This is a genomic window from Nocardioides zeicaulis (genome assembly GCF_042432345.1).
In the GTDB taxonomy this organism is placed as follows: domain Bacteria; phylum Actinomycetota; class Actinomycetes; order Propionibacteriales; family Nocardioidaceae; genus Nocardioides; species Nocardioides zeicaulis.
In genome coordinates this window covers 1,752,133-1,771,096 of sequence record NZ_JBHLXH010000001.1, presented here as the reverse complement: position 1 = coordinate 1,771,096, position 18,964 = coordinate 1,752,133, and the positions used below count along the sequence as shown (strand labels likewise).

Annotated in this window: 15 protein-coding genes; 9 read left to right on the top strand and 6 right to left on the bottom strand. The window is 72.6% G+C overall.

From position 1 onward, the window contains the following. Positions 1 to 105 precede the first annotated feature (105 nt). Positions 106 to 1,056, bottom strand: coding sequence for an NAD-dependent epimerase/dehydratase family protein (locus tag ACFFJG_RS08650; protein ID WP_378518199.1), 951 nt, complete (start codon positions 1,054 to 1,056; stop codon positions 106 to 108). 227 nt (positions 1,057 to 1,283) lie between these two features. Between ACFFJG_RS08650 and ACFFJG_RS08645 the strand changes: the two genes are divergently transcribed. From ACFFJG_RS08645 to ACFFJG_RS08630, 4 genes are read left to right on the top strand one after another with little or no spacing between them, the layout of a single operon-like run. Beyond that, the gene (locus tag ACFFJG_RS08645; protein WP_378518198.1) at positions 1,284 to 2,315 is read left to right on the top strand and encodes an ABC transporter substrate-binding protein; all 1,032 of its coding nucleotides are present in this window, start codon (positions 1,284 to 1,286) and stop codon (positions 2,313 to 2,315) included. Between the two features lies 1 nt (position 2,316). Beyond that, complete coding sequence (locus tag ACFFJG_RS08640) at positions 2,317 to 3,138, top strand: ABC transporter ATP-binding protein (RefSeq protein ID WP_378518197.1); 822 nt, start codon at positions 2,317 to 2,319, stop codon at positions 3,136 to 3,138. Further along, the gene (locus ACFFJG_RS08635) at positions 3,131 to 3,970 is read left to right on the top strand and encodes an ABC transporter permease (RefSeq protein WP_378518196.1); all 840 of its coding nucleotides are present in this window, start codon (positions 3,131 to 3,133) and stop codon (positions 3,968 to 3,970) included. Before ACFFJG_RS08640 ends, ACFFJG_RS08635 begins: the two co-directional genes overlap by 8 nt. A 14-nt stretch (positions 3,971 to 3,984) precedes the next feature. Next, positions 3,985 to 5,319, top strand: coding sequence for an LLM class flavin-dependent oxidoreductase (locus ACFFJG_RS08630; protein WP_378518195.1), 1,335 nt, complete (start codon positions 3,985 to 3,987; stop codon positions 5,317 to 5,319). Between the two features lie 84 nt (positions 5,320 to 5,403). Here ACFFJG_RS08630 and ACFFJG_RS08625 read toward each other — a convergent pair whose 3' ends face one another. Then, positions 5,404 to 6,948, bottom strand: coding sequence for a M1 family metallopeptidase (locus tag ACFFJG_RS08625; RefSeq protein ID WP_378518194.1), 1,545 nt, complete (start codon positions 6,946 to 6,948; stop codon positions 5,404 to 5,406). Then, entirely contained in the window at positions 6,945 to 7,523 is a 579-nt protein-coding gene (locus tag ACFFJG_RS08620) for an RNA polymerase sigma factor (RefSeq protein WP_378518193.1), read from the bottom strand. Before ACFFJG_RS08620 ends, ACFFJG_RS08625 begins: the two co-directional genes overlap by 4 nt. 20 nt (positions 7,524 to 7,543) lie before the next feature. On the opposite strand from ACFFJG_RS08620, the gene ACFFJG_RS08615 reads away from it, so the two are divergent. Then, on the top strand, positions 7,544 to 8,998 hold the full coding sequence (locus tag ACFFJG_RS08615) for a serine/threonine-protein kinase (RefSeq protein WP_378518192.1): 1,455 nt from the start codon (positions 7,544 to 7,546) through the stop codon (positions 8,996 to 8,998). Between the two features lie 21 nt (positions 8,999 to 9,019). Here the strand turns inward: ACFFJG_RS08615 and ACFFJG_RS08610 are convergent, their stop codons facing one another. After that, entirely contained in the window at positions 9,020 to 9,652 is a 633-nt protein-coding gene (locus ACFFJG_RS08610; RefSeq protein ID WP_378518191.1) for a hypothetical protein, read from the bottom strand. Positions 9,653 to 9,683: 31 nt separating this feature from the next. Next, positions 9,684 to 10,337, bottom strand: coding sequence for a hypothetical protein (locus ACFFJG_RS08605; RefSeq protein WP_378518190.1), 654 nt, complete (start codon positions 10,335 to 10,337; stop codon positions 9,684 to 9,686). A 73-nt stretch (positions 10,338 to 10,410) separates the two neighbouring features. Here ACFFJG_RS08605 and ACFFJG_RS08600 point away from each other — a divergent pair, with 73 nt between their 5' ends. Beyond that, entirely contained in the window at positions 10,411 to 11,952 is a 1,542-nt protein-coding gene (locus tag ACFFJG_RS08600) for an amidohydrolase (RefSeq protein WP_378518189.1), read from the top strand. Positions 11,953 to 12,336: 384 nt separating this feature from the next. Here ACFFJG_RS08600 and ACFFJG_RS08595 read toward each other — a convergent pair whose 3' ends face one another. Beyond that, positions 12,337 to 13,476: an RsbRD N-terminal domain-containing protein gene (locus ACFFJG_RS08595; protein WP_378518188.1), complete on the bottom strand. Its 1,140-nt coding sequence runs from the start codon at positions 13,474 to 13,476 to the stop codon at positions 12,337 to 12,339. Between the two features lie 147 nt (positions 13,477 to 13,623). On the opposite strand from ACFFJG_RS08595, the gene ACFFJG_RS08590 reads away from it, so the two are divergent. The 3 genes from ACFFJG_RS08590 to ACFFJG_RS08580 all read left to right on the top strand — a co-directional run bounded on the left by ACFFJG_RS08590 (position 13,624) and on the right by ACFFJG_RS08580 (position 18,508). Then, complete coding sequence (locus tag ACFFJG_RS08590) at positions 13,624 to 14,754, top strand: ferredoxin reductase (protein WP_378518187.1); 1,131 nt, start codon at positions 13,624 to 13,626, stop codon at positions 14,752 to 14,754. A gap of 35 nt (positions 14,755 to 14,789) precedes the next feature. Further along, on the top strand, positions 14,790 to 16,022 hold the full coding sequence (locus tag ACFFJG_RS08585; protein WP_378518186.1) for a fatty acid desaturase family protein: 1,233 nt from the start codon (positions 14,790 to 14,792) through the stop codon (positions 16,020 to 16,022). A gap of 188 nt (positions 16,023 to 16,210) precedes the next feature. Further along, positions 16,211 to 18,508 (top strand): carboxypeptidase regulatory-like domain-containing protein, encoded by a 2,298-nt coding sequence (locus tag ACFFJG_RS08580; RefSeq protein ID WP_378518185.1) that lies wholly within the window; start codon positions 16,211 to 16,213, stop codon positions 18,506 to 18,508. The last annotated feature ends 456 nt before the right edge of the window (positions 18,509 to 18,964 follow it).

Genomic DNA, 18,964 nt, shown 5'->3' with positions numbered 1-18,964 from the left:
GGTATCTAGGGACGTTCTGGTGGGCGAAACGACCTCTTCGCCCACCATTTCGTCCCTAGATACCCGGCTCGGGCGGCGGGGGAGGGCAGAGTCAGCGGGCGGAGGTCAGCGGGCGTGCCAGGCGGCCAGCACCTCGGCCTCCCGCTCGGGCGACAGGGCGGTGACCGGGTCGGTCAGGCACGCGGCCGCGGTGTCGGCCACCGAGCGCAGCCGCAGCCCGGCCGCCTCGGCCGGACCGGGGTCGTGGGCCAGCATGCCGTCGTACTCCGGTCGCGGCAGCCACAGCGGCAGCGACCCCTCGCCGGCCCAGGGCTGGACGTCGTGGGCCTCGAGGACGTCCGCGTCCACCCAGGTCAGCTGCGGTGAGGCCGCGCCCACGCCCGCGGCGACCGCCGCCAGGAGGTCGCCGAACGGCGTCGGGGTGCCCACGGCGTCGAGCACGCCGGTCGTCCGCTGCTCGGCGAGCACCAGCAGCCACTCGGCCAGGTCGCGCACGTCGATGACCTGGACGACGTCCTCCGGCCGGCCCGGTGCCAGTACCTCGCCGCCGCGGGCCAGCCGCTGCGGCCAGTAGGAGAACCGGCCCGTCGGGTCGCCGGGCCCGACGATCAGCCCGGGGCGTACGACGACCGACGACTGCGCGCCGGAGCGCACCGCCTGCTCGCAGGCCACCTTCATCCCGCCGTAGGCCTCCGGGTCGGTGGCGAGGTCGCGGTCCTCGTCGATCGGCTCGACCAGCGGCTCCATCGCGGGGGAGGAGTTGTCGGCGTACACGCTCACGGTCGAGACGAAGACCCAGTGGGCCGCGGCGGTCGCAGCCACGGCGGCCCTCACCTGGGAAGGCAGCCGTCCGACGTCGACGACGGCGTCCCAGGTGCCCGAGCCGACCTCGGCCGGCGATGGGTCGGTCCGGTCCCAGCGCAGGTGGGTCGCGCCGTCGGGCACCGGCCCGGACTCGCCGCGACAGGCGCAGGTGACGTCCCACCCGCGGGCCATCGCGCGGGTGGCGACCTCGCGGGAGAGGAAACGGGTGCCGCCGAGGACGAGGAGGTTCATGGGCCCACTCCAGCGGTGCGGCGCCGCTGCGGCAAGGGACGTTCGCTGTGGGCGCACGCCGGTGCTGGTCCGCGGCTGGCCAGGTCGTGCGCGCCGGGGCGTGGCACCCCGCGAGGGAATCCCTGCATGGCAATCGGCGTGGAGGCCGTCTCAATTGTCGAGTAAGTCACTCATATATGTATAGAGTCCCGACCTCACCCGATCGACTCCACGCGAAGGATCCCCTGATGTCCCTCACCCCGACCCGACGGGCGCTCGCAGCCGTCGCCACCACCGTCGCCGTGGCCGTGACCGCCGCCGGCTGCGGCGGCTCCAGCGGCGCCGCGACCGACGACGGCAAGACCGTCGTCCGCTACCAGTCCTACCTCGGCACGGTGAACCTCCCCGAGCTCGCCGACGCCCTCGGCTACTACGACGGCACCTCGGTCGAGCTGAAGCGGCTCGGCGACGTGCAGGGCGGCCCGGAGAGCCTGCGCGCCCTCGCCACTGACCAGGTCGACTACAGCGCCGCGTTCCTCGGTGCCATCGCCAAGCTCGAGTCCACCGGCGCCCCCATCCAGACCTACGTCGCCTACTACGGCTCCGACGACACCGTGAACTCCTCGCTCCTCGTCCGCAAGGGCGACGGCATCGAGGGCCCCCGCGACCTCATCGGCAAGAAGGTCGCGGTCAACACGCTCGGCGCCAACGCCGAGGCGGTCATCGACACCTACCTCGCCGACGGCGGCCTCAGCCAGGACGAGATCGCCCAGGTGACCCTGGTGCCGCTGCCCCCGGCCACGTCGGAGTCCTCGCTGCGCGAGAAGCAGGTCGACGCGGTCTACCTCAACGGCACCTTCCGCGAGGTGGCGCTCCAGCGCCCGGGCCTCGAGGTGCTGGTCGACGACACCGACGTCGTCGGCCCCTACAACGGCGGCGGCATCTCGCTGCGCGACCAATGGGTCAAGGAGCACCCCGAGGGCGCGAAGGAGTTCGTCGCCGGCATGGCGAAGGCGGTGGCCTGGGCCCAGGAACACTCCGCGAAGGAGGTCGTCGACACGATCTCGACCTACCTCGAGGAGGACGGCCGCGGCGAGCAGGCCGACGCCCTGACGTACTGGAAGGGGCTCGGCATCTCGTCAAAGGGCGGCACCCTCTCCGACGACGACTTCTCCATCTGGGTCGACTGGCTCGAGGCCAACGGCGAGGTGGAGGACGGCGCCGTCGACGTCGGCGACCTCTACTCCAACGACCTCAACCCCTACGCGAAGGAGGGCTGAGATGAGCAGCCGGATCGAGCTCTCGGGCGTCGGCCAGGTCTTCCAGGTCCGCGCCGAGGGCGACAAGCGGCTCCACGAGTTCGTTGCCCTGGACTCCCTCGACCTGACCGTCGAGGCAGGCGAGTTCCTCACCATCGTCGGCCCCAGCGGCTGCGGCAAGTCGACCGTGCTCGACCTGGTCAGCGGCCTCACCCGCCCGACCTCGGGCCGGGTGGTCGTCGACGGTCGCGTCGTGACCGAGCCGGGCCTCGACCGGGGCGTGGTGTTCCAGCAGTACACCCTGCTGCCCTGGCGCACGGCGCAGGGCAACGTCGAGTTCGCCCTCGAGGCGACCGGGATGAAGCGGCGTGACCGCGCCCGGGTCGCCGCGGAGTTCCTCGACCTCGTCGGCCTCTCGGACTTCGCCCAGCGCTACCCCCACGAGCTGTCGGGCGGGATGAAGCAGCGCGTCGCCATCGCGCGCAGCCTGTCCTACCAGCCCGAGGTGCTGCTGATGGACGAGCCGTTCGGTGCGCTCGACGCCCAGACCCGGGAGCGGCTCCAGGAGGAGCTGGTGCAGATCTGGCGGCGCACCGGCACCACGATCGTGTTCATCACCCACGACATCGACGAGGCGGTCTACCTCGGCCAGCGGGTCGCGGTGATGAGCGCCCGGCCGGGGCGGATCCGGGAGGTCGTCGACATCCACCTCGACCGCGAGGCACCCGACGACGTCGACGTCCGCTCGACGCCGGAGTTCGCCCGCTACCGCCACGAGATCTGGAGCCTGCTGCGCGAGCTGAACCGTCGCGCCCCCCTGGAGGAGGTCGAGCGCGTTGCCTAGCCTCATCGCCGAACGCACCGAGGCGGGGCTCAACCCCCGCCAGGAGGCCTCCGCCGGGGTCCGCAGCGTCTCGCGCCACCGCCGCCGCGCCGCCCGCTGGCTGCGGGGGAGCGTGGGCCTGGTCCTGCTCGCCGTCGTGTGGGAGGTCGCGCCCCGGGCGGGTCTGGTCGACCCCTACTTCGTCACGCCGTTCTCCGGCGTGGTCGAGGCGTGGTGGGAGCTCGTGCGCAGCGGCCAGCTCGCCGAGCACGTCCGGGCCAGCCTGGTCCGCTCGGCGGCCGGCTTCTCCCTGGCCGTGGTGACGGCGATCCCGCTGGGCGCCGCGATCGCGTGGTACCGCCCGGTCCGCGAGCTGTTCACGCCCGTCCTCGAGGTCTTCCGCAACACCGCGGCGCTGGCGATCCTGCCGGTCTTCGTGCTGATCCTGGGGATCGGCGAGACCTCCAAGGTCGCGATCGTGCTCTACGCCTGCTTCTTCCCGATCCTCCTCTCGACGATCAGTGGCGTGGCGGCTGTCGACGCGCAGCTGCTGCGCTCGGCGCGGGTGCTGGGCCTGTCGCCGGTGACGACGTTCCGCAAGGTGGTCTTCCCGGCCGCGGTGCCGACGATCTTCACCGGCATCCGCATCGCCGGCGCCAGCGCCATCCTCGTGCTGATCGCGGCCGAGATGATCGGGGCCACCGCCGGCCTGGGCTACTTCATCAACTACGCCCAGTACAACTTCCTGATCCCGCAGATGTACGCCGCGATCATCACCACCTCGGCGATCGGGCTCGCCGTCAACTACACCCTCGTCGCCATCGAGCGACGCCTCTCGCGCTGGCGCGCCTGACCAAAAGGACGAGCATGTCGCAGCACCTGATCCTCAACGCGTTCCTGATGAACAACGGCCACCACGAGGCATCGTGGCGGCTGCCGGAGACCGACGTGACGGCCTACCGCGAGGTCGCCCACTACCAGCACCTCGCGCAGGTGGCCGAGCGCGGCACCATGGACTCGGTGTTCTTCGCCGACAGTCCGTCGCTGTTCGGCACCAACCTCGAGCGGCGCCCCACCGAGGCCCTCGAGCCCGCGCTGCTGCTCTCGGCGATGGCCGTCGCCACGCAGCGCATCGGCCTGATCGCCACCTCGTCCACCACCTACGAGGAGCCCTACAACCTGGCGCGCACCTTCGCCTCCCTCGACGCGATCAGCCACGGCCGCGCCGGGTGGAACGTGGTGACCACCGCCGACCTCAACGCCGGCGCCAACTTCGGCCACGAGGTCGCCCCGACCCACGCCGAGCGCTACAGCCGCGCCGAGGAGTTCCTGGAGGTCGTCCTCGGCCTCTGGGGCGGCTGGGCCGACGACGCCACGATCGCCGACAAGGCCAGCGGCGTCTTCCACGACTCGTCGCGCGTCGAGGTGCTCGACCACGTCGGCGAGCACTTCCGCGTGCGCGGTCCGCTCAACGTCGCGCGCAGCGAGCAGGGCCACCCGGTCATCGTGCAGGCCGGCTCGTCGGTGCCGGGCATGGCGCTGGCCGCCCGCTACGCCGAGGCCGTCTTCACCGCACAGCCGAGCATCGAGGACGGCCGCTCCTTCTACGCCGAGCTCAAGGCGGCCACCCGCAGGGCCGGGCGCAACCCCGACCACCTCAAGGTGCTGCCCGGCCTGGTGCCGATCCTCGGCTCGACCGAGGCGGAGGCACGCGCGCTGGAGCAGCAGCTCGACGACCTCGTCGTGCTCGACCACCCGCTCGCCCAGCTGGCAGGCGACATCGGCATCCCGGCGTCCGAGATCGACCTCGACGCACCGCTGCCCACCGACGTCCGGCCGGTCGAGGAGATCCAGGGCAACCGCGCGCGCTACGAGCTCACCCTCGCGCTGGCGCGTCGCGAGCAGCTCACCGTGCGGCAGCTGCTGCTGCGCCTCGGCAGCGGCCGTGGCCACCGGGCCTTCACCGGGACGCCGGAGCAGGTGGCCGACGACATCGAGCTCTGGGCCTCGACCGGCGCCGCCGACGGCTTCAACATCATGCCGGCGGTGCTGCCCTCGGGGCTCGAGACCTTCGTCGACCACGTGGTGCCGCTGCTGCGTCGCCGCGGGCTGTTCCGCGAGGACTACGAGGGCACCACGCTGCGCGAGCACTACGGCCTGCCGGTCCCCACCGCGGGTCGCCCGCTCGAGGCCACCGCCTGAGCACAGCCTGAGCCCTGCCTGATCCGTCGCTGGTCGAGGTGGCCCCGTCAGGGGGCGTCGTCGCTCCTCGACCAGCGGCAGCCCTCAGGCGCCGGGGACCCCCGGCGCCGGGGTCGTGTCGCCGAGCAGCCAGTCGTCGAAGAACGCCGAGAGCTCGAGCCCGGTGGCCTTCTCCCAGTGCTCGACGACCTGCTCGCGGCCCACGGACCGACCGTCGTGGTCGGTCAGCCACGAGCGCGCGATGCGGAAGAACTCGTCGTCGCCGAGGGCGACGCGCAGCTCGTTCCACATCAGGGCCGGGCAGTAGTAGACGTTGGAGCCGCCGAACTGCCGGGCGTCGTAGGCCCCGGGCGGTCCGTAGGCGTCGCGCAGGCCCTGGTCGGCGTTGCGGGCGGCCTGCAGCGTGTTGCGCAGAGGGGCGATGTCGTGGTCGTCCTCGTAGAGCCACTGCATCAGCATCGTCATGCCCTCGTTGCGCCACACGTCGCGCCAGTCGTCGGGCGAGACCTGGTCGCCGTACCACTGGTGGACGAGCTCGTGGGCGATCACCTGCGGCGACAGGACGTAGTCGCTGTTGCCGAGGGTGACCATGGTCTGGGTCTCCATGGCGCTGAGCGAGTCGGTGACGACCAGGCCGAGGGAGTCGAAGGGGTAGGGCCCCAGCCGCGACTCGATCCAGTCGACGCTCGCGGCGGCGGTCTCGAGGCCGCCGAGGTGCTGCACCATCCCGCGCGGCGTCCAGTAGTCGACGCGCAGCCCGCTCTCGGTGGCGTTGCTGCGGTGGGTGTAGTCGCCGACCGCGAGGGTGACGAGGTACGACGACGCGGGCTCGGTGAGCTGCCACGACGAGGTGGTCGTGCCGTCGGCGGTGTCGAGCCCCGTCAGGTGCCCGTTGGCGATGCCGGTCCACGGCGCGGGGGCGTGGACGGTGATGTCGTAGAGCGCCTTGTCGGCCGGCTGGTCGTTGACCGGGTACCAGGTGAAGGCGCCGTAGGGCTCCTGCATCGTCCACAGCTCACCGGTGTCGGTGATGGTGAGGCCGGTGGTGGAGAAGTCGCCGCGGGTCGTGGGCGCACGTGTCGGGCTCGGCGTGCCGACGTAGTCGAGGCTCAGCTCGTAGCGCTGGTCGGCCTCCACCGGTGCCCGCACGACGAGGTCCTTGCCGCGCCGCGCGAACGGCACGGGCTCCCCGTCGAGCGTCGGCTCGCCGACGGTCATGCTCGGCGCCAGGTCGAGCTGGAACCGGGGCGCGCTGCGGGTGGCGCGGAAGGTGATCGTCGCGGTGGCGTCGAGCCGCTGCGCGGCGGGGTCCCACGAGACGTCGAGGGCGTAGAGCAGGGCGTCGACGCCGGGGTCGCCGACGGCGGGGTAGACCGAGTCCTCGCGCGGCGTCGAGACGGCGAGGTCGAGGTCGGGCTCGACCGGGTCGGTGAGGGGCGCCGGCGACGGGTCGGTGGCGCGCCCCTCGCCGTCAGGCCCCGCGTCGGCGCCGCCGTCGCTGGACGTCGGGGCCGGGCCCGCCGGCTCCAGGTCGACGTCGGCGCCGGGGCCCGACGAGCACCCGGCGAGCAGGCCCGCGACCGCCAGCGACGCCCACGCGGCCCGCCGGCGGTGGCGGGCGGGTCTCACCGCTCGCCCCGCAGCAGCGGCCGCGCGAGCTTGCGGCCGTGGTGGATCTGCGCCTTGACGGTGCCGAGCGGCGCGTCGACGAGCGCGGCGATCTCGTCGTAGGGGAGCCCGTAGACGTCGCGCAGCAGCAGCGGCTCGACGTACTGCGGGTGGTCCTTCTCGATGCTCTCCATCGCCTCGAGCAGGTCGAGGCGGGTGCCGGCGATGACCGACGTCGTGCGCGGGTCGGGACGGTCGTGGGCGCCGTCCTCGAAGTCGGTGGGCGTGGCGAGGTTCTTGAGCCGGCGGTACGTCGTGCGGGCGCTGTTGACCGCCACGACGTGCAGCCACGTGGTGAACCGGCCCCGTCCGCCCCAGCCGCCGATGCGGGTGGCGACGTTGAGCATGGCCTCCTGGCAGGCGTCCTCGGCGTCGCTGGAGTACGGCAGGACGCCGCGGCAGATGTTGAGCACCCGCGGGCGCACCTCCGCCAGCAGCGCCTCGAGCGCGTCGCGGTCGCCCTCGCGGGCCCGCCGCGCCAGCTCGTCGATGTCGTCCGGCGCCAGCGCCGCCCCGTGGTCCCCCCGATTGCTCACGCCTGCACGATAATGCCCGGGTGTCCGCTCCCTCCCGTCTCGGTCGTTACCCGGTGCGCCGCCGCATCGGGTCGGGGGCGTTCGCGACCGTCTGGCTCGCCTACGACGAGCACCTCGACTCCCTGGTCGCGATCAAGGTCCTGGCCGACAACTGGAGCGGCGACCTCCACACGCGCCAGCGGTTCCTGGAGGAGGGGCGCTACCTCCGCAAGGTCGAGTCGCCCCACGTGGTGACCGTCTACGACGCGGGCGAGCTCGACGACGAGCGCCCCTACCTCGTCATGGCCTACGCCGACCAGGGCACGCTGGCCGACCGGCTCGAGCTCGGTCCGCTCGATCCGGGGCAGGCGCTGTCGGTGGTCTGCCAGGTGGGCGAGGGGCTCGCTGCCCTCCACGACCGGGGCGTGCTGCACCGCGACGTCAAGCCGGCCAACGTGCTGTTCCGCACCGTCGAGACCGGTCGCGGCGCCCAGGTGCTCGCCATGCTCGGCGACCTGGGCCTGGGCAAGGCCATGGACGTGTCCTCGCGCCTGACGATGGTGGGTGGCACGCCGACCTACGTCGCCCCCGAGCAGGCCATGGGCGAGGCCCTCGACGCGCGGGCCGACCAGTTCTCGCTCGGCGCGTTGAGCTACTACCTGCTCGCCGGCCGGCAGCCGTTCCAGCACACCACGCTCGCGGCGGCCGCGGAGCCGGAGCCGCCGGTGCCGATGGGCATCGACAACGCCGCCGCCGAGGCGGTCGTGCTGCGCGCTCTCTCCCGCGACCGCGACGAGCGCTTCGCCGACGTCGAGGCGTTCACCGCCGCGCTCGCGGAGGCGTTCGACGGCGCGGTCGACGAGGCACCGGTGGCGTGGATCCCGGTCGACGACGAGCGCACCCAGGCCTCCGGGCGGCCAGCGGCGAGCGGCTCCACCGGCAGGCTCTCCCCGGCCACCGGGCCCGGGCGGCGCCGTCGTACGCCGTGGCTGGTCGCGGGCGTCGTCGCCCTCGCGATCGGCGCGACCTCCGGGTGGGCGCTGGAGCGCTCGTCGACGAGCGAGCGCACCATCCAGAACGACGCGCGCACGATCTCGGTGACCGTGCCGGAGAGCTGGACCGCGCAGGTCGACCCCGACCCGTGGACGCCCTCGGAGGGTGGTGCCTCGCAGCCCGCCCTGGCCGTCGGGTCCCGCACCGGCTGGAACACCACGGCCCCTGCTCCCGGCGTCTTCGTCGGCATCCTGGCCGGCGACAAGCTGCCCACCCGGGTGCCGCAGCACCCCGACTGCGTGAACGCCGGTGGCGAGATCCTCGACGAGATCGACGGCGACGCCTCCAAGATGGTGGTGTTCACCGGGTGCGAGGGCACCGAGGTGGTCGTCGAGCGGGTGGTGCGGGTCACCACCAACTACCTGCTGTGGGAGCAGGTGCGCGCCGACGACAGCGCGGAGGCGCTGCGGGTGCTCGACTCGATCGAGGTCCTGGGCTACTGACCGGCGTGCTGGCCCGGGCCCTCAGCCCAGCCGGATGCCGTCGGCGACCCGCTCGATGAGCCGGGCCATGCCGTCCTGGTCGGCCGTCCGACCGGTCACCGCGACCTCCACCTGGGCGTTGTCGGAGCCAGTGAGGTCGATCCAGCGGAGGTAGCCGTGCCGCAGGTGGTTGCTGGTGACGTACGAGAAGTGCAGGCTCGAGGGTGTGCGGCCCAGGACGCGCACGTTCTGCTCGTCCTCGTCGAGCTCGTCGATGCGGCGCTCGAGGGTCCAGGCGATGGAGCGGCGGTTGCTCAGCACCTGCTCGACCCGTAGCACGTAGCCGAACGGCGGCTGGTCCGGCGGGCGCCACTGCCACTCGTTGAGGGAGTTCTCCGAGAAGCGCCAGCCGCGCGGCACCGGGATCGACATCCGGAAGTCGCCGGCGCCCACCACCTGGCGGGTCATCGGGAGGTCGGGGCGGAGCGCGGGCGTCGCCGGGTCGGGGAGGATCTCGGGGACCGGGTCGACCGGCAGGCTGGGCGACTGTGCAGCGACGGGGGCCGCGGTCCCGCCGTCGACGGGGTGCTCGGCGACGGCGAGGGAGAGGCCGAAGCCGCCAAGCGCGCCGACGGTCGCCAGCGCCACGAGCACCACCGGCCCGCGCCACCTCACGGGCGCGGCTCCGCGGCCGTGCGTCGCCGGCTCACGGCACCACCGAGCCGGAGGCGCCGCGCATGCCCTCGGCGACGCGGTCGATGAGGTCCTGCGCGCCCTCCTGGTCGACCTCGCGGCCGTGCACCACGATCTCGACGTCGGCCTGGCCGCTGTCGTCGAGGTCGAGCCAGCGCATGAAGCTGTGGCGGGCGGTGTCCTCGTTGCTGCGGTACGTGTACTCCAGCGACGACCCGCCGCGGTCGAGGATCCGCACGTCGTCCTGCTCGTCGAGAAGGCGCTCGACGCGGATGTCGATGGCGTCCTCGATGGTGATGTCCTGGCTGTCGATCTGCTCGATGCGCATCACGTAGGTGTTGTTGGAGGTGCCGGGCTTCTTCCACTTCCACTCGTTGCTCGCGTTGGCGTTGGTGCTCCAGCCGCGCGGCGCGGGGAAGGTGATCTCGAACCTGCCGGTGCCGACGGTGGCCTCCCGCATCGCGATCCCGGGCCGGAGCGGCGGGTCGTCGGGGTCCGGGCGGTAGGGGCGCGGGGCCTCGACCGGCATCGCGGGGTCCTCGGCGGTCACCGGCTCGGCGGCACCCGAGCCGATGGTGGTGTCGCGGGTCTGTGCGGACGCGGCCCAGCCGCTCCCGGCGCCGATCGCCAGGAGCGCGACCAGCACCGCAGCCCCCCGCCATTCCACGCCGTCAACCTATCCCGAGGGGTGGCCCGGCCCCGGGACCACGGGCACGCCCCCGACCTCCTACCGTGGTGCCGTGCTGCTCCGTGACGCCCGCCTCGTGGCCCTCACCGACCCGTCGGCCCAGCCCGCCTCCCCGGACCTCCTCGACGACCGGGTCGACGTCCGGGTCGACGTCCAGGTCGACGTCCGGGTCGAGGGCGGCCGGGTGGTGGAGGTCGGGCCGGGCCTGGCGTCGCGTCGTGACGAGCCGTCGTACGACCTCGGCGGGGGCTGGCTCATGCCAGGGCTGTGGGACCAGCACGTGCACCTCGGCCAGTGGACGCTCGCGTCCGCGCGGCTCGACCTCGGCCCGGCGCGATCGTCGGCCGAGGCGGTCGCGATGGTGCGCGAGCGGCTCGAGCAGTGGCCCGGCGTGCCGGTCATCGGCTGGGGCCACCGGCCCACCGCGTGGCCAGAGGTGCCGGTCGTCTCCGACCTCGACGCGATCGGCACCGACCAGCCGATCGTCCTCATCGCCGGGGACGGCCACCACGGCTGGCTCAACACGACCGCGCTCCACATGCTCGCGCTGTCCAGCCGCGAGGACGTGGTCAGCGAGGGCGAGTGGTTCCAGGCCTACGGCCGGCTGGCGACGGTCGTCGGCACGGACGGCACCGGCCCCGACGCCTACCGCCGATCCATGGAGGCGGCCGCCGCGCAGGGCGTGGTCGGGCTGGTCGACCTGGAGTTCAGCGGCGGCGTCGCCGACTGGGTGGAGCGCTGGGCGGGGGGCGCGGACCTGCTGCGGATCCGCCACGCATGCTACGCCGACGGCTTCGACGACGTGCTGGCCCGCGGGCTCCGCTCGGGCGACCCGCTCGGCGACGACCCCCGCCTGACCATGGGGCCCCTGAAGATCATCAGCGACGGCTCGCTCAACACCCGCACGGCGTGGTGCTGCGAGCCCTACGCCGAGAAGGCGGTCGCAGGGTTCGAGGAGGGCCAGCCGAACCAGACGCCCGAGGAGCTGCGCGCGCTCCTCGCCCGCGCGGCGGCGGGCGGGCTCGACGTCGCCGTCCACGCGATCGGTGACCGCGCCGTGACCGAGGCGCTCGCCGCCTTCGCCGACACCGGCGCCCGCGGCGGCATCGAGCACGTGCAGCTCACCACCCGCGACGACGTACGCCGGATGGCCGCGCTCGGGGTCCGCGCCAGCGTGCAGCCCGCCCACCTCATCGACGACCGCGACGTGACCGAGCGGCTCTGGCCCGGTCGCGCCGAGCGCTGCTTCCCGCTGCGCTGGATGCTCGACGACGGCGTCGACGTCGTCCTCGGCTCCGACGCCCCCGTCTCCCCGCTCGACCCCTGGCTCGCCGTCGCCGCCGCCGTCCACCGCTCCGGCGACGACCGCGGGCCCTGGCACCCCGAGCAGTCGATCACCGCCCGCGAGGCCCTCGCCGCCTCCACCGACGGCTGGGGCACGGTCGCCGTCGGCCACCCCGCCGACCTCGTCTGGCTCGACGCCGACCCCCTCGCCGGCGACTCCGACCGCGACCACGCCGCCCGCCTCCGCGGCTTCGCCGACCACGTCCGCGCCACCTGGGTCGCCGGGGAGCAGGCGTACGCCTCCGCCTGACGCCCCTGTTGCTTCACCATGGGATGTCGCCGGACCTGCACTTCCCTCACGCAGCTGCCAATGGGAAGTGCGGGTCGACCGACATCCCATGGTGGACCCGCCGGGCGTCGAGCGGACAAGGGTCCGCTCGAGTAGAGCGATCGTCGCTTGTCGACCGTCGTCGACACTTGTCGACCGTCGTTGACGCTAGACGCACGCTATGGCGTGCGTCGAGCGGACAATGGTCCGCTCGAGTAGAGCGGTGGTCGCTTGTCGACCGCCGTCGACACTTGTCGACCGCCGTTGACGCTAGACGCACGCTATGGCGTGCGTCGAGCGGACAATGGTCCGCTCGAGTACACCCGTGGACGGCGCACCCGCCCCGCACCCACGCCCGCCCCCGGCTCACGCGAGCGCGAGCGTGGCCTCGAGGACGAAGGCCGGGTCCTCGAGCCGGTCGCCGTAGACCTCGCGGAGCTGCTGGACGCGGTAGCGCACGGTCTGGGCGTGGACGAAGAGCTCGTCGGCGACCGCGTCGCGGCGGCCGTGGTTCAGTAGCCAGCTGCGGAGGGTGTCGGTGAGCTTCTCGGCGGTCGAGGGGCGGAGGTCGGCGAGCGGGGCGAGCACCCGGGCCCGGAGGTCGGCGCGGGCCTCGGGGTCCGCGGCGAGGAGCAGCGCGGCGAGGTGCTCCTCAGAGTCGACGAGGCCGGTGAGGCCCAGCGCGGTGCAGCGCAGCGCGCGGCGGTGCGAGGCCGCCACCTGCAGCCACGGCGACGCAGGCCCGACGACGGCGTCGGTGCCCTGGAGGGAGCGCAGGAGCGTACGCCGCGCACCGGCCGACCCGTTGCCCGGCACGAGCAGCACGGCGTGGCCGTCGGGCACCCCGGGCACCTCGTCGGTGGGCTGGAGCGTGGCCGGGTCGAGGGCCGTGAGCGCGTGCGAGACCTGCGACTCGGGCAGGACCACCGCCGTCAGCGTGGCCGGCGGGTCCCAGTCGGCGCGCTCGGCCGCGGCGTTCACGGCGTCGGCCGGGGCGCCGGTGAGGAGCGACCGGGCCAGTCGCTCGAGGTTGCGCTGGCGCACCCGGCCGCTGCTCTCGAGCTCGTCGGTGTGGCCCGCGACCGACGAGGCCGACAGCTCGTCGATGTAGGCGAAGACCAGCTCGGCGAAGCGGGCCAGCTGCTCGGCGCCGATGCCCGCCGCGACGGCGGCGTCGGCCATGTCGCGCCACGAGACCCGGGCGCCCACGCGGTACGCCGCGAGCAGGGCCTCGACCGTCCGGCCGCTGCGCGCCTCGCCGCGGCCGAGCTGGTAGGCGCCCTCGATCGCGGGCGCCTTGGGCGGCGCCTTGCCGTCGCGGCGGGCGGCGAGGGTGAGGAAGCCGCCGAGCGCGAGCTGCACCGCGTTGCGGATCACCTCGCCCATCCGGCCGCTGAAGGCGCCGGCATAGCTCGGCACCTCGTCGATGATGGTCAGCACCACCCGGTCGGCCACCTCCGGCAGCCGCGCGCGCAGGGCGTCGGCGACCTGGGGGTCGAGACCCACGACCGTCCGCATTTGTGTGGCCGGACGCACACCTCGGGTCGTCATGACGCTCCTGACGTGGGGGGTTGTTCGCAGCGAACAAGATCGTAGCCCCGATTCACGTGCGGGAGGCAGGTACCCGAGCCCGCAAGAAGGGACAGTGGTCTCATGACGACCTTCCTCGATCCGGGCACGGGCCCCTCCGCCCGCGGCTCCCGGCTCCGCGACCGCGCGATGCGCGTCGCCGAGGCCGCCACCACCCCCTACCTCCCGGCCGACTTCCTCGACCTCTTCGCGCCGCTGCGCTCGGGCGCCGACCTGCGCGGCCGCATCGAGTCGGTCCACCCCGAGACCGCCGACGCCGCGACCATCGTGATCCGCCCCGGCGCCGACTGGGCCGGCCACGTGCCGGGCCAGTACCTCCGCATCGGCATCGACGTCGACGGCGTACGCCAGTGGCGGGCGTACTCGCTCACCCACGGCCCGCGCCGCGACGGCCGCATCTCGATCACCGTCAAGGCGGTGCCCGACGGCCTGGTGAGCAACCACCTCGTCCACGAGGCGCGACCCGGCACCCTCGTCCACCTCGAGCAGGCGGCCGGCGAGTTCGTCCTCCCGCCCGAGGGCGGCCGCTTCCTGATGGTCACCGCCGGGTCGGGCATCACCCCGGTCATCGGCATGCTGCGCAACCTGTTCCCCAGCACCGACGAGGGCGTGCTCCGTCCCGAGCGCAGCGCCGTCCACGACATCGTCGTGGTGCACGTCGCGCCGAGCCGCCCCCACTCGATCTTCATCCGTGACCTCGAGGCCCTCCACGGGGCCGGCGCGATCCGCCTCGTGGCGCGCTACGACGACGAGCACGGCGTGCTGTCGGTCGACGACCTCGCCGACCTGGTCCCCGACCTGGCCGAGCGCCGCACCCTGGCGTGCGGTCCCGCCGGCCTCCTCGACGCCCTGGCCGCCCACCACGAGGCCGCCGGCATCAGCCTCACCACCGAGCAGTTCCGCACCGCGCGGGTCGAGCCCGGCGACGGCGGCACGGTGACCTTCTCCTCCGGCACCACCCTCGACCTCGACGGAGCCACGCCGATCCTCGACGCGGCCGAGGAGGCCGGGATGCTCATGCCGAGCGGGTGCCGGATGGGCATCTGCATGGGCTGCGTGATCCCGCTGCGCGAGGGCAGCGTGCGCGACCTCCGCAACGGCGCCATCACCACCGCGGTGCCCGGCGAGACGGGCGACATCAAGGTGCAGACCTGCATCAACGCCGCCGCCGGCCCCTGCCACATCGACCACTGACGCCTGACCTCCACGAGACCCCCCAGGAGATCGACATGACCACGATCCAGAAGAAGGCCGTCCTCGGCCAGACCAACCCGATCGCCCACCTCAGCGAGGCCGACATCGAGCAGATCGGCATCGAGCTCGACGCCATCCGCCAGGAGGTCATCGACACCCGCGGCGCGAAGGACGCGGCCTACATCCGCCGGGTCATCGACACCCAGCGCAAGCTCGAGCTCGGCTCGCGCGCCGTGCTGCTCTTCAGCTCGTTCCCGCCGGCGTGGATCCTCGGCACGCTGGGCCTGAGCGTCTCGAAGATCCTCGACAACATGGAGATCGGCCACAACGTCCTCCACGGCCAGTGGGACTGGATGCGCGACCCCAAGATCCACTCCAGCACGTGGGAGTGGGACATGGCCTCGCCGGCCGAGCAGTGGAAGCACAGCCACAACGAGCTCCACCACACCTACACCAACGTCATCGGCAAGGACAACGACCTCGGCTACGGCATCATGCGCGTCGACGAGGACCAGCCCTGGACGCCGGCCTCGCTGGCCCAGCCGCTGTTCTGCTTCATCAACGCCGTCTTCTTCGAGTACGGCATCGCCGCCTACGACCTCGAGCTCGGTGCGGTCATCGCCAAGAAGCAGACCAAGGACCCCGGCTTCCGTCGCCGCGCCAAGCAGGTGCTGACCAAGATCCGCAGGCAGGCGACCAAGGACTACGTCGTCCACCCCGCACTGTCGATCCCGACCGGCTCGTTCCTGCCGACGCTGGCGGCCAACGTCACCGCCAACATCGTGCGCAACCTCTGGTCGAACTCGGTCATCCTCTGCGGCCACTTCCCCGAGGGCGTCGAGACCTTCGAGAAGCGCTCGATCGACGGCGAGACCAAGGGCGAGTGGTACGTCCGCCAGATGCTCGGCAGCGCCAACATCTCCGGCTCCAAGGCGCTCCACATCATGACCGGCAACCTCTCGCACCAGGTCGAGCACCACCTCTTCCCCGACCTGCCGTCCAACCGCTACGGCGAGATCGCGCCCAAGGTGCAGGCCCTCTTCGAGAAGTACGACCTCACCTACTGCACCCGCCCGATGCCCCAGCAGGTGGCGTCGGCCTGGCACAAGGTCATCCGCCTCTCGCTGCCCAACGGCTGGTTGGCCACGACGAACAAGAAGAACGCCCCGCAGCAGCTCGCCATCCTCTACAAGATGGCCACCGGCGACCGCCGCACCCGTCGTCTCCTCGGCCGCAAGCTCGAGAGCGAGGCCCGGGCCGCCGCCTGACCCGCGCAGGATCTGGACCCCGTCGGAACCCGTTCCGGCGGGGTCCTCTCTGCTCCAGATGCGGACTCCGAACAAGCCCGAACAGCGCGAAGTCCGGCCAAGGCATGCGATCGAGCCCGCGTTGTCCGCCCTCGTCGTTAAGGTTCCCCTGACGCAGCCAGGGGGGCTGCCTAGGTGGGGGTTCATCGTTGCGCGCCTTCGGACGCTTCAATCATCTCGTCACGCTGTTCGTGACGACGCTCGTCGCGACGGCGGGCACGCTGTCGCTGGGGGCGCCGGCACACGCTGCCGACGCCGGCACCATCAGCGGGCGGGTCGTGAGCCTCACTGGCGGCGGCCTGTCCGACGTCCAGGTCTCGTTCTACGCCCCGGGGCAGTTCGGCTGGGAAGTGGCGACGACGGTGCGCACGTCGGAACAGGGCTTCTACGAGAGCCCGGCGCTGTCCGGCGACCGCTACCGGGTGTGCTTCGAGGATCCCTCCGACACCTACTTCAACGAGTGCTGGAACGACGCCGTGTCGGTGGGAGCCGGCGAGGACGTCCCGGTCGTCCCCGGCGGCACCACCACGATCGGCGCGGCGCTCGCCGCGAAGGGACGCATCTCCGGGACCGTGCGGAGCTCGGGCGGCGCCGGCATCTCCTACGTCCAGGTGACGCTCAGCGTGTGGGACGCCCGCAGCTCCAGCTGGACGTGGGCGCCCGGCGCCCAAGCGGACGTGAACGGTGCGTACACCGTCCGTGGCCTGCGTCCCGGCCGGTACCGCGCCTGCTTCTCGGCTCCCGGCAGCACCTACGTCAGCGAGTGCTGGAACGACCGCGCCACCGTCGAGCAGGGTCTCGACATCCTCGTGGCCGATGGTGCAGCCGTCGAGGGGATCGACCCCGTCCTTGCTCGCGCGTCGCGCGTGGCCGGCCGCGTGGTCGACGCTGCGGGCGACCCGGTCGCAGACCTCCGTGTGTCCGTGCGGAGGAAGAACACCGAGCAGGGCTGGTGGGCCGAGCAGGCGTGGGGCTACACCGACGCGGACGGCGCCTACGACATCGGCGGTCTGGGTGTCGGCACCTTCCGGGTCTGCTTCGACGCTTGGACGACCGACTTCCTGAGCGAGTGCTGGGACGATGTGCCCACCGCGGAGCTGGCGCGCGACGTCGTCGTCGACGCCGAGGGGTCTCGGGTCGGCGCCGTCGACGCGACCCTCGCCCGGAGCAGCCGTATCGGGGGCCTGGTGTCCAGCTCCGCCGGCGCGCCCGTCCCGAACCTCTACGTCGTGCTCCAGCAGAAGCCTGCTGGCGCGACGGTCTGGCAGTACGTCACGAGCAGTTCGACCAATGGCGCCGGCCGATACGAGTTCACCTCGCTGCGAGCAGGCACCTACCGGGTCTGTGTCCAGACGTTCTCGACGCCCTACCTGAACCAGTGCTGGGGCGGCGCACCATCCGTCGACACCGCCCGTGACATAGTCGTCGCAGAGGGCGCCCGGGCCACCGACAAGAACCTCGTCCTCCTCAAGGGGTCGAGGATCACCGGCAAGGTGACCGACGCCTCCGGCGCTCCTCTCGCAAGTGTCTACGTGAACGCCAGGCCCGCATCCGGCGCCACGCCGGCCGACGGCACGTGGTCGAGCGCCACCACCAAGCCGGACGGCACGTACGAGCTCACCGGGCTCCGGGCCGGGACGTACCGCGTGTGCTTCAGCGGGAGCATGAGCACGGCCCCGAGGTGCTGGCCGGACAAGTCGTCCTGGGAGCTCGCCGACGATGTCGTGCTCGGTGACGAGACGCTCGCGACCGGCATCGACACCCGACTGTTGTCCGGGTACTACGAGAACGTCGAGGAGCCGCGCATCGGCGGCGCTGCCCGGGTAGGTGAGGTGCTGACCGTGGCTCCCGGAACGTGGACCCCGTCGGGTGCCACGTTCACCTACGAGTGGCAGGTCGACGGCGAGCCGGTCGACGGCCAGACGAGCAGCTCGTTCGTGCCCAGGTCGGAGGACCTCGGCAAGACGGTCGGCGTCCGCGTGACTGCGTCCGGCGACGCGGCCAACGCATCGTCCTGGCTCGTCGAGTGGCCGACGACGGTCCAGGCGGCAGCGCCTGCTCCCACGCCGACCCCGACTCCGACTGGGACCCCGTCTCCGGTTCCGACCCCGACCCCGACCCCGGCCCCGACCCCGGCTCCGACGCCTGCTCCCACGCCGGCGCCGACGACGGTTGCACAGCTCGCCGAGGTCGCATCAGACCTCGCGGTCAAGGGCAAGCCGGTGGTGGGTCGGACGGTGACGGTGAAGAACCTGGTGGCCCAGCTGCGCACGAGGGTCGGCTACCGGTTCCAGTGGTACGCAGGCACCAAGAAGATCAGGAAGGCGACCAAGGCGAGCCTCCGTGTCACCGAGGCGATGCGGGGTTCGAAGCTCAGGGTCAAGGTCACCCTCGTCGCCGATGGCGCGACCAAGGTGGTCACCCTCGCTCTCGGTCGGGTCCGCTAGCCGCGCAAATTAACGCTCTGGGGGTGTATCACCGAGCGGCCCCGGCCCTCTTGGATGTGTGTGGGGCGGGGGACGTCCCGGAAGCATCAAGTGTGGGGGAGTGACCGATGATCCGAATCGGGACGGTGGAGGACGTGCTGGAGTCGGGACCCGAGGTGGTCCGGACCCAGATCCCGCGACAGCGGGGACCGGTGGGGGCCGGTCCGTCCGCACGACCACGGACCGTCTGAGTCCTGGTCCCGAGGTGCCCCGCCCGTCACGGGCGGGGCACCTTCGTGCGTCCGGGCTCCTCGTCGGGGCTCCCTCGTCCGGGCTCCGGAGCGCGCAGCCTCAAGCGCTGGTCAACGGATCGTGCGTTACCGACCACTGGTCCGGTCCCCGGCTCAAGACTCCCCGGAGCCTCCGCCCACGCTGTTCCCCACCCCTGCGGGTGCCCCTAGCGTTCTCGGCAGGTGT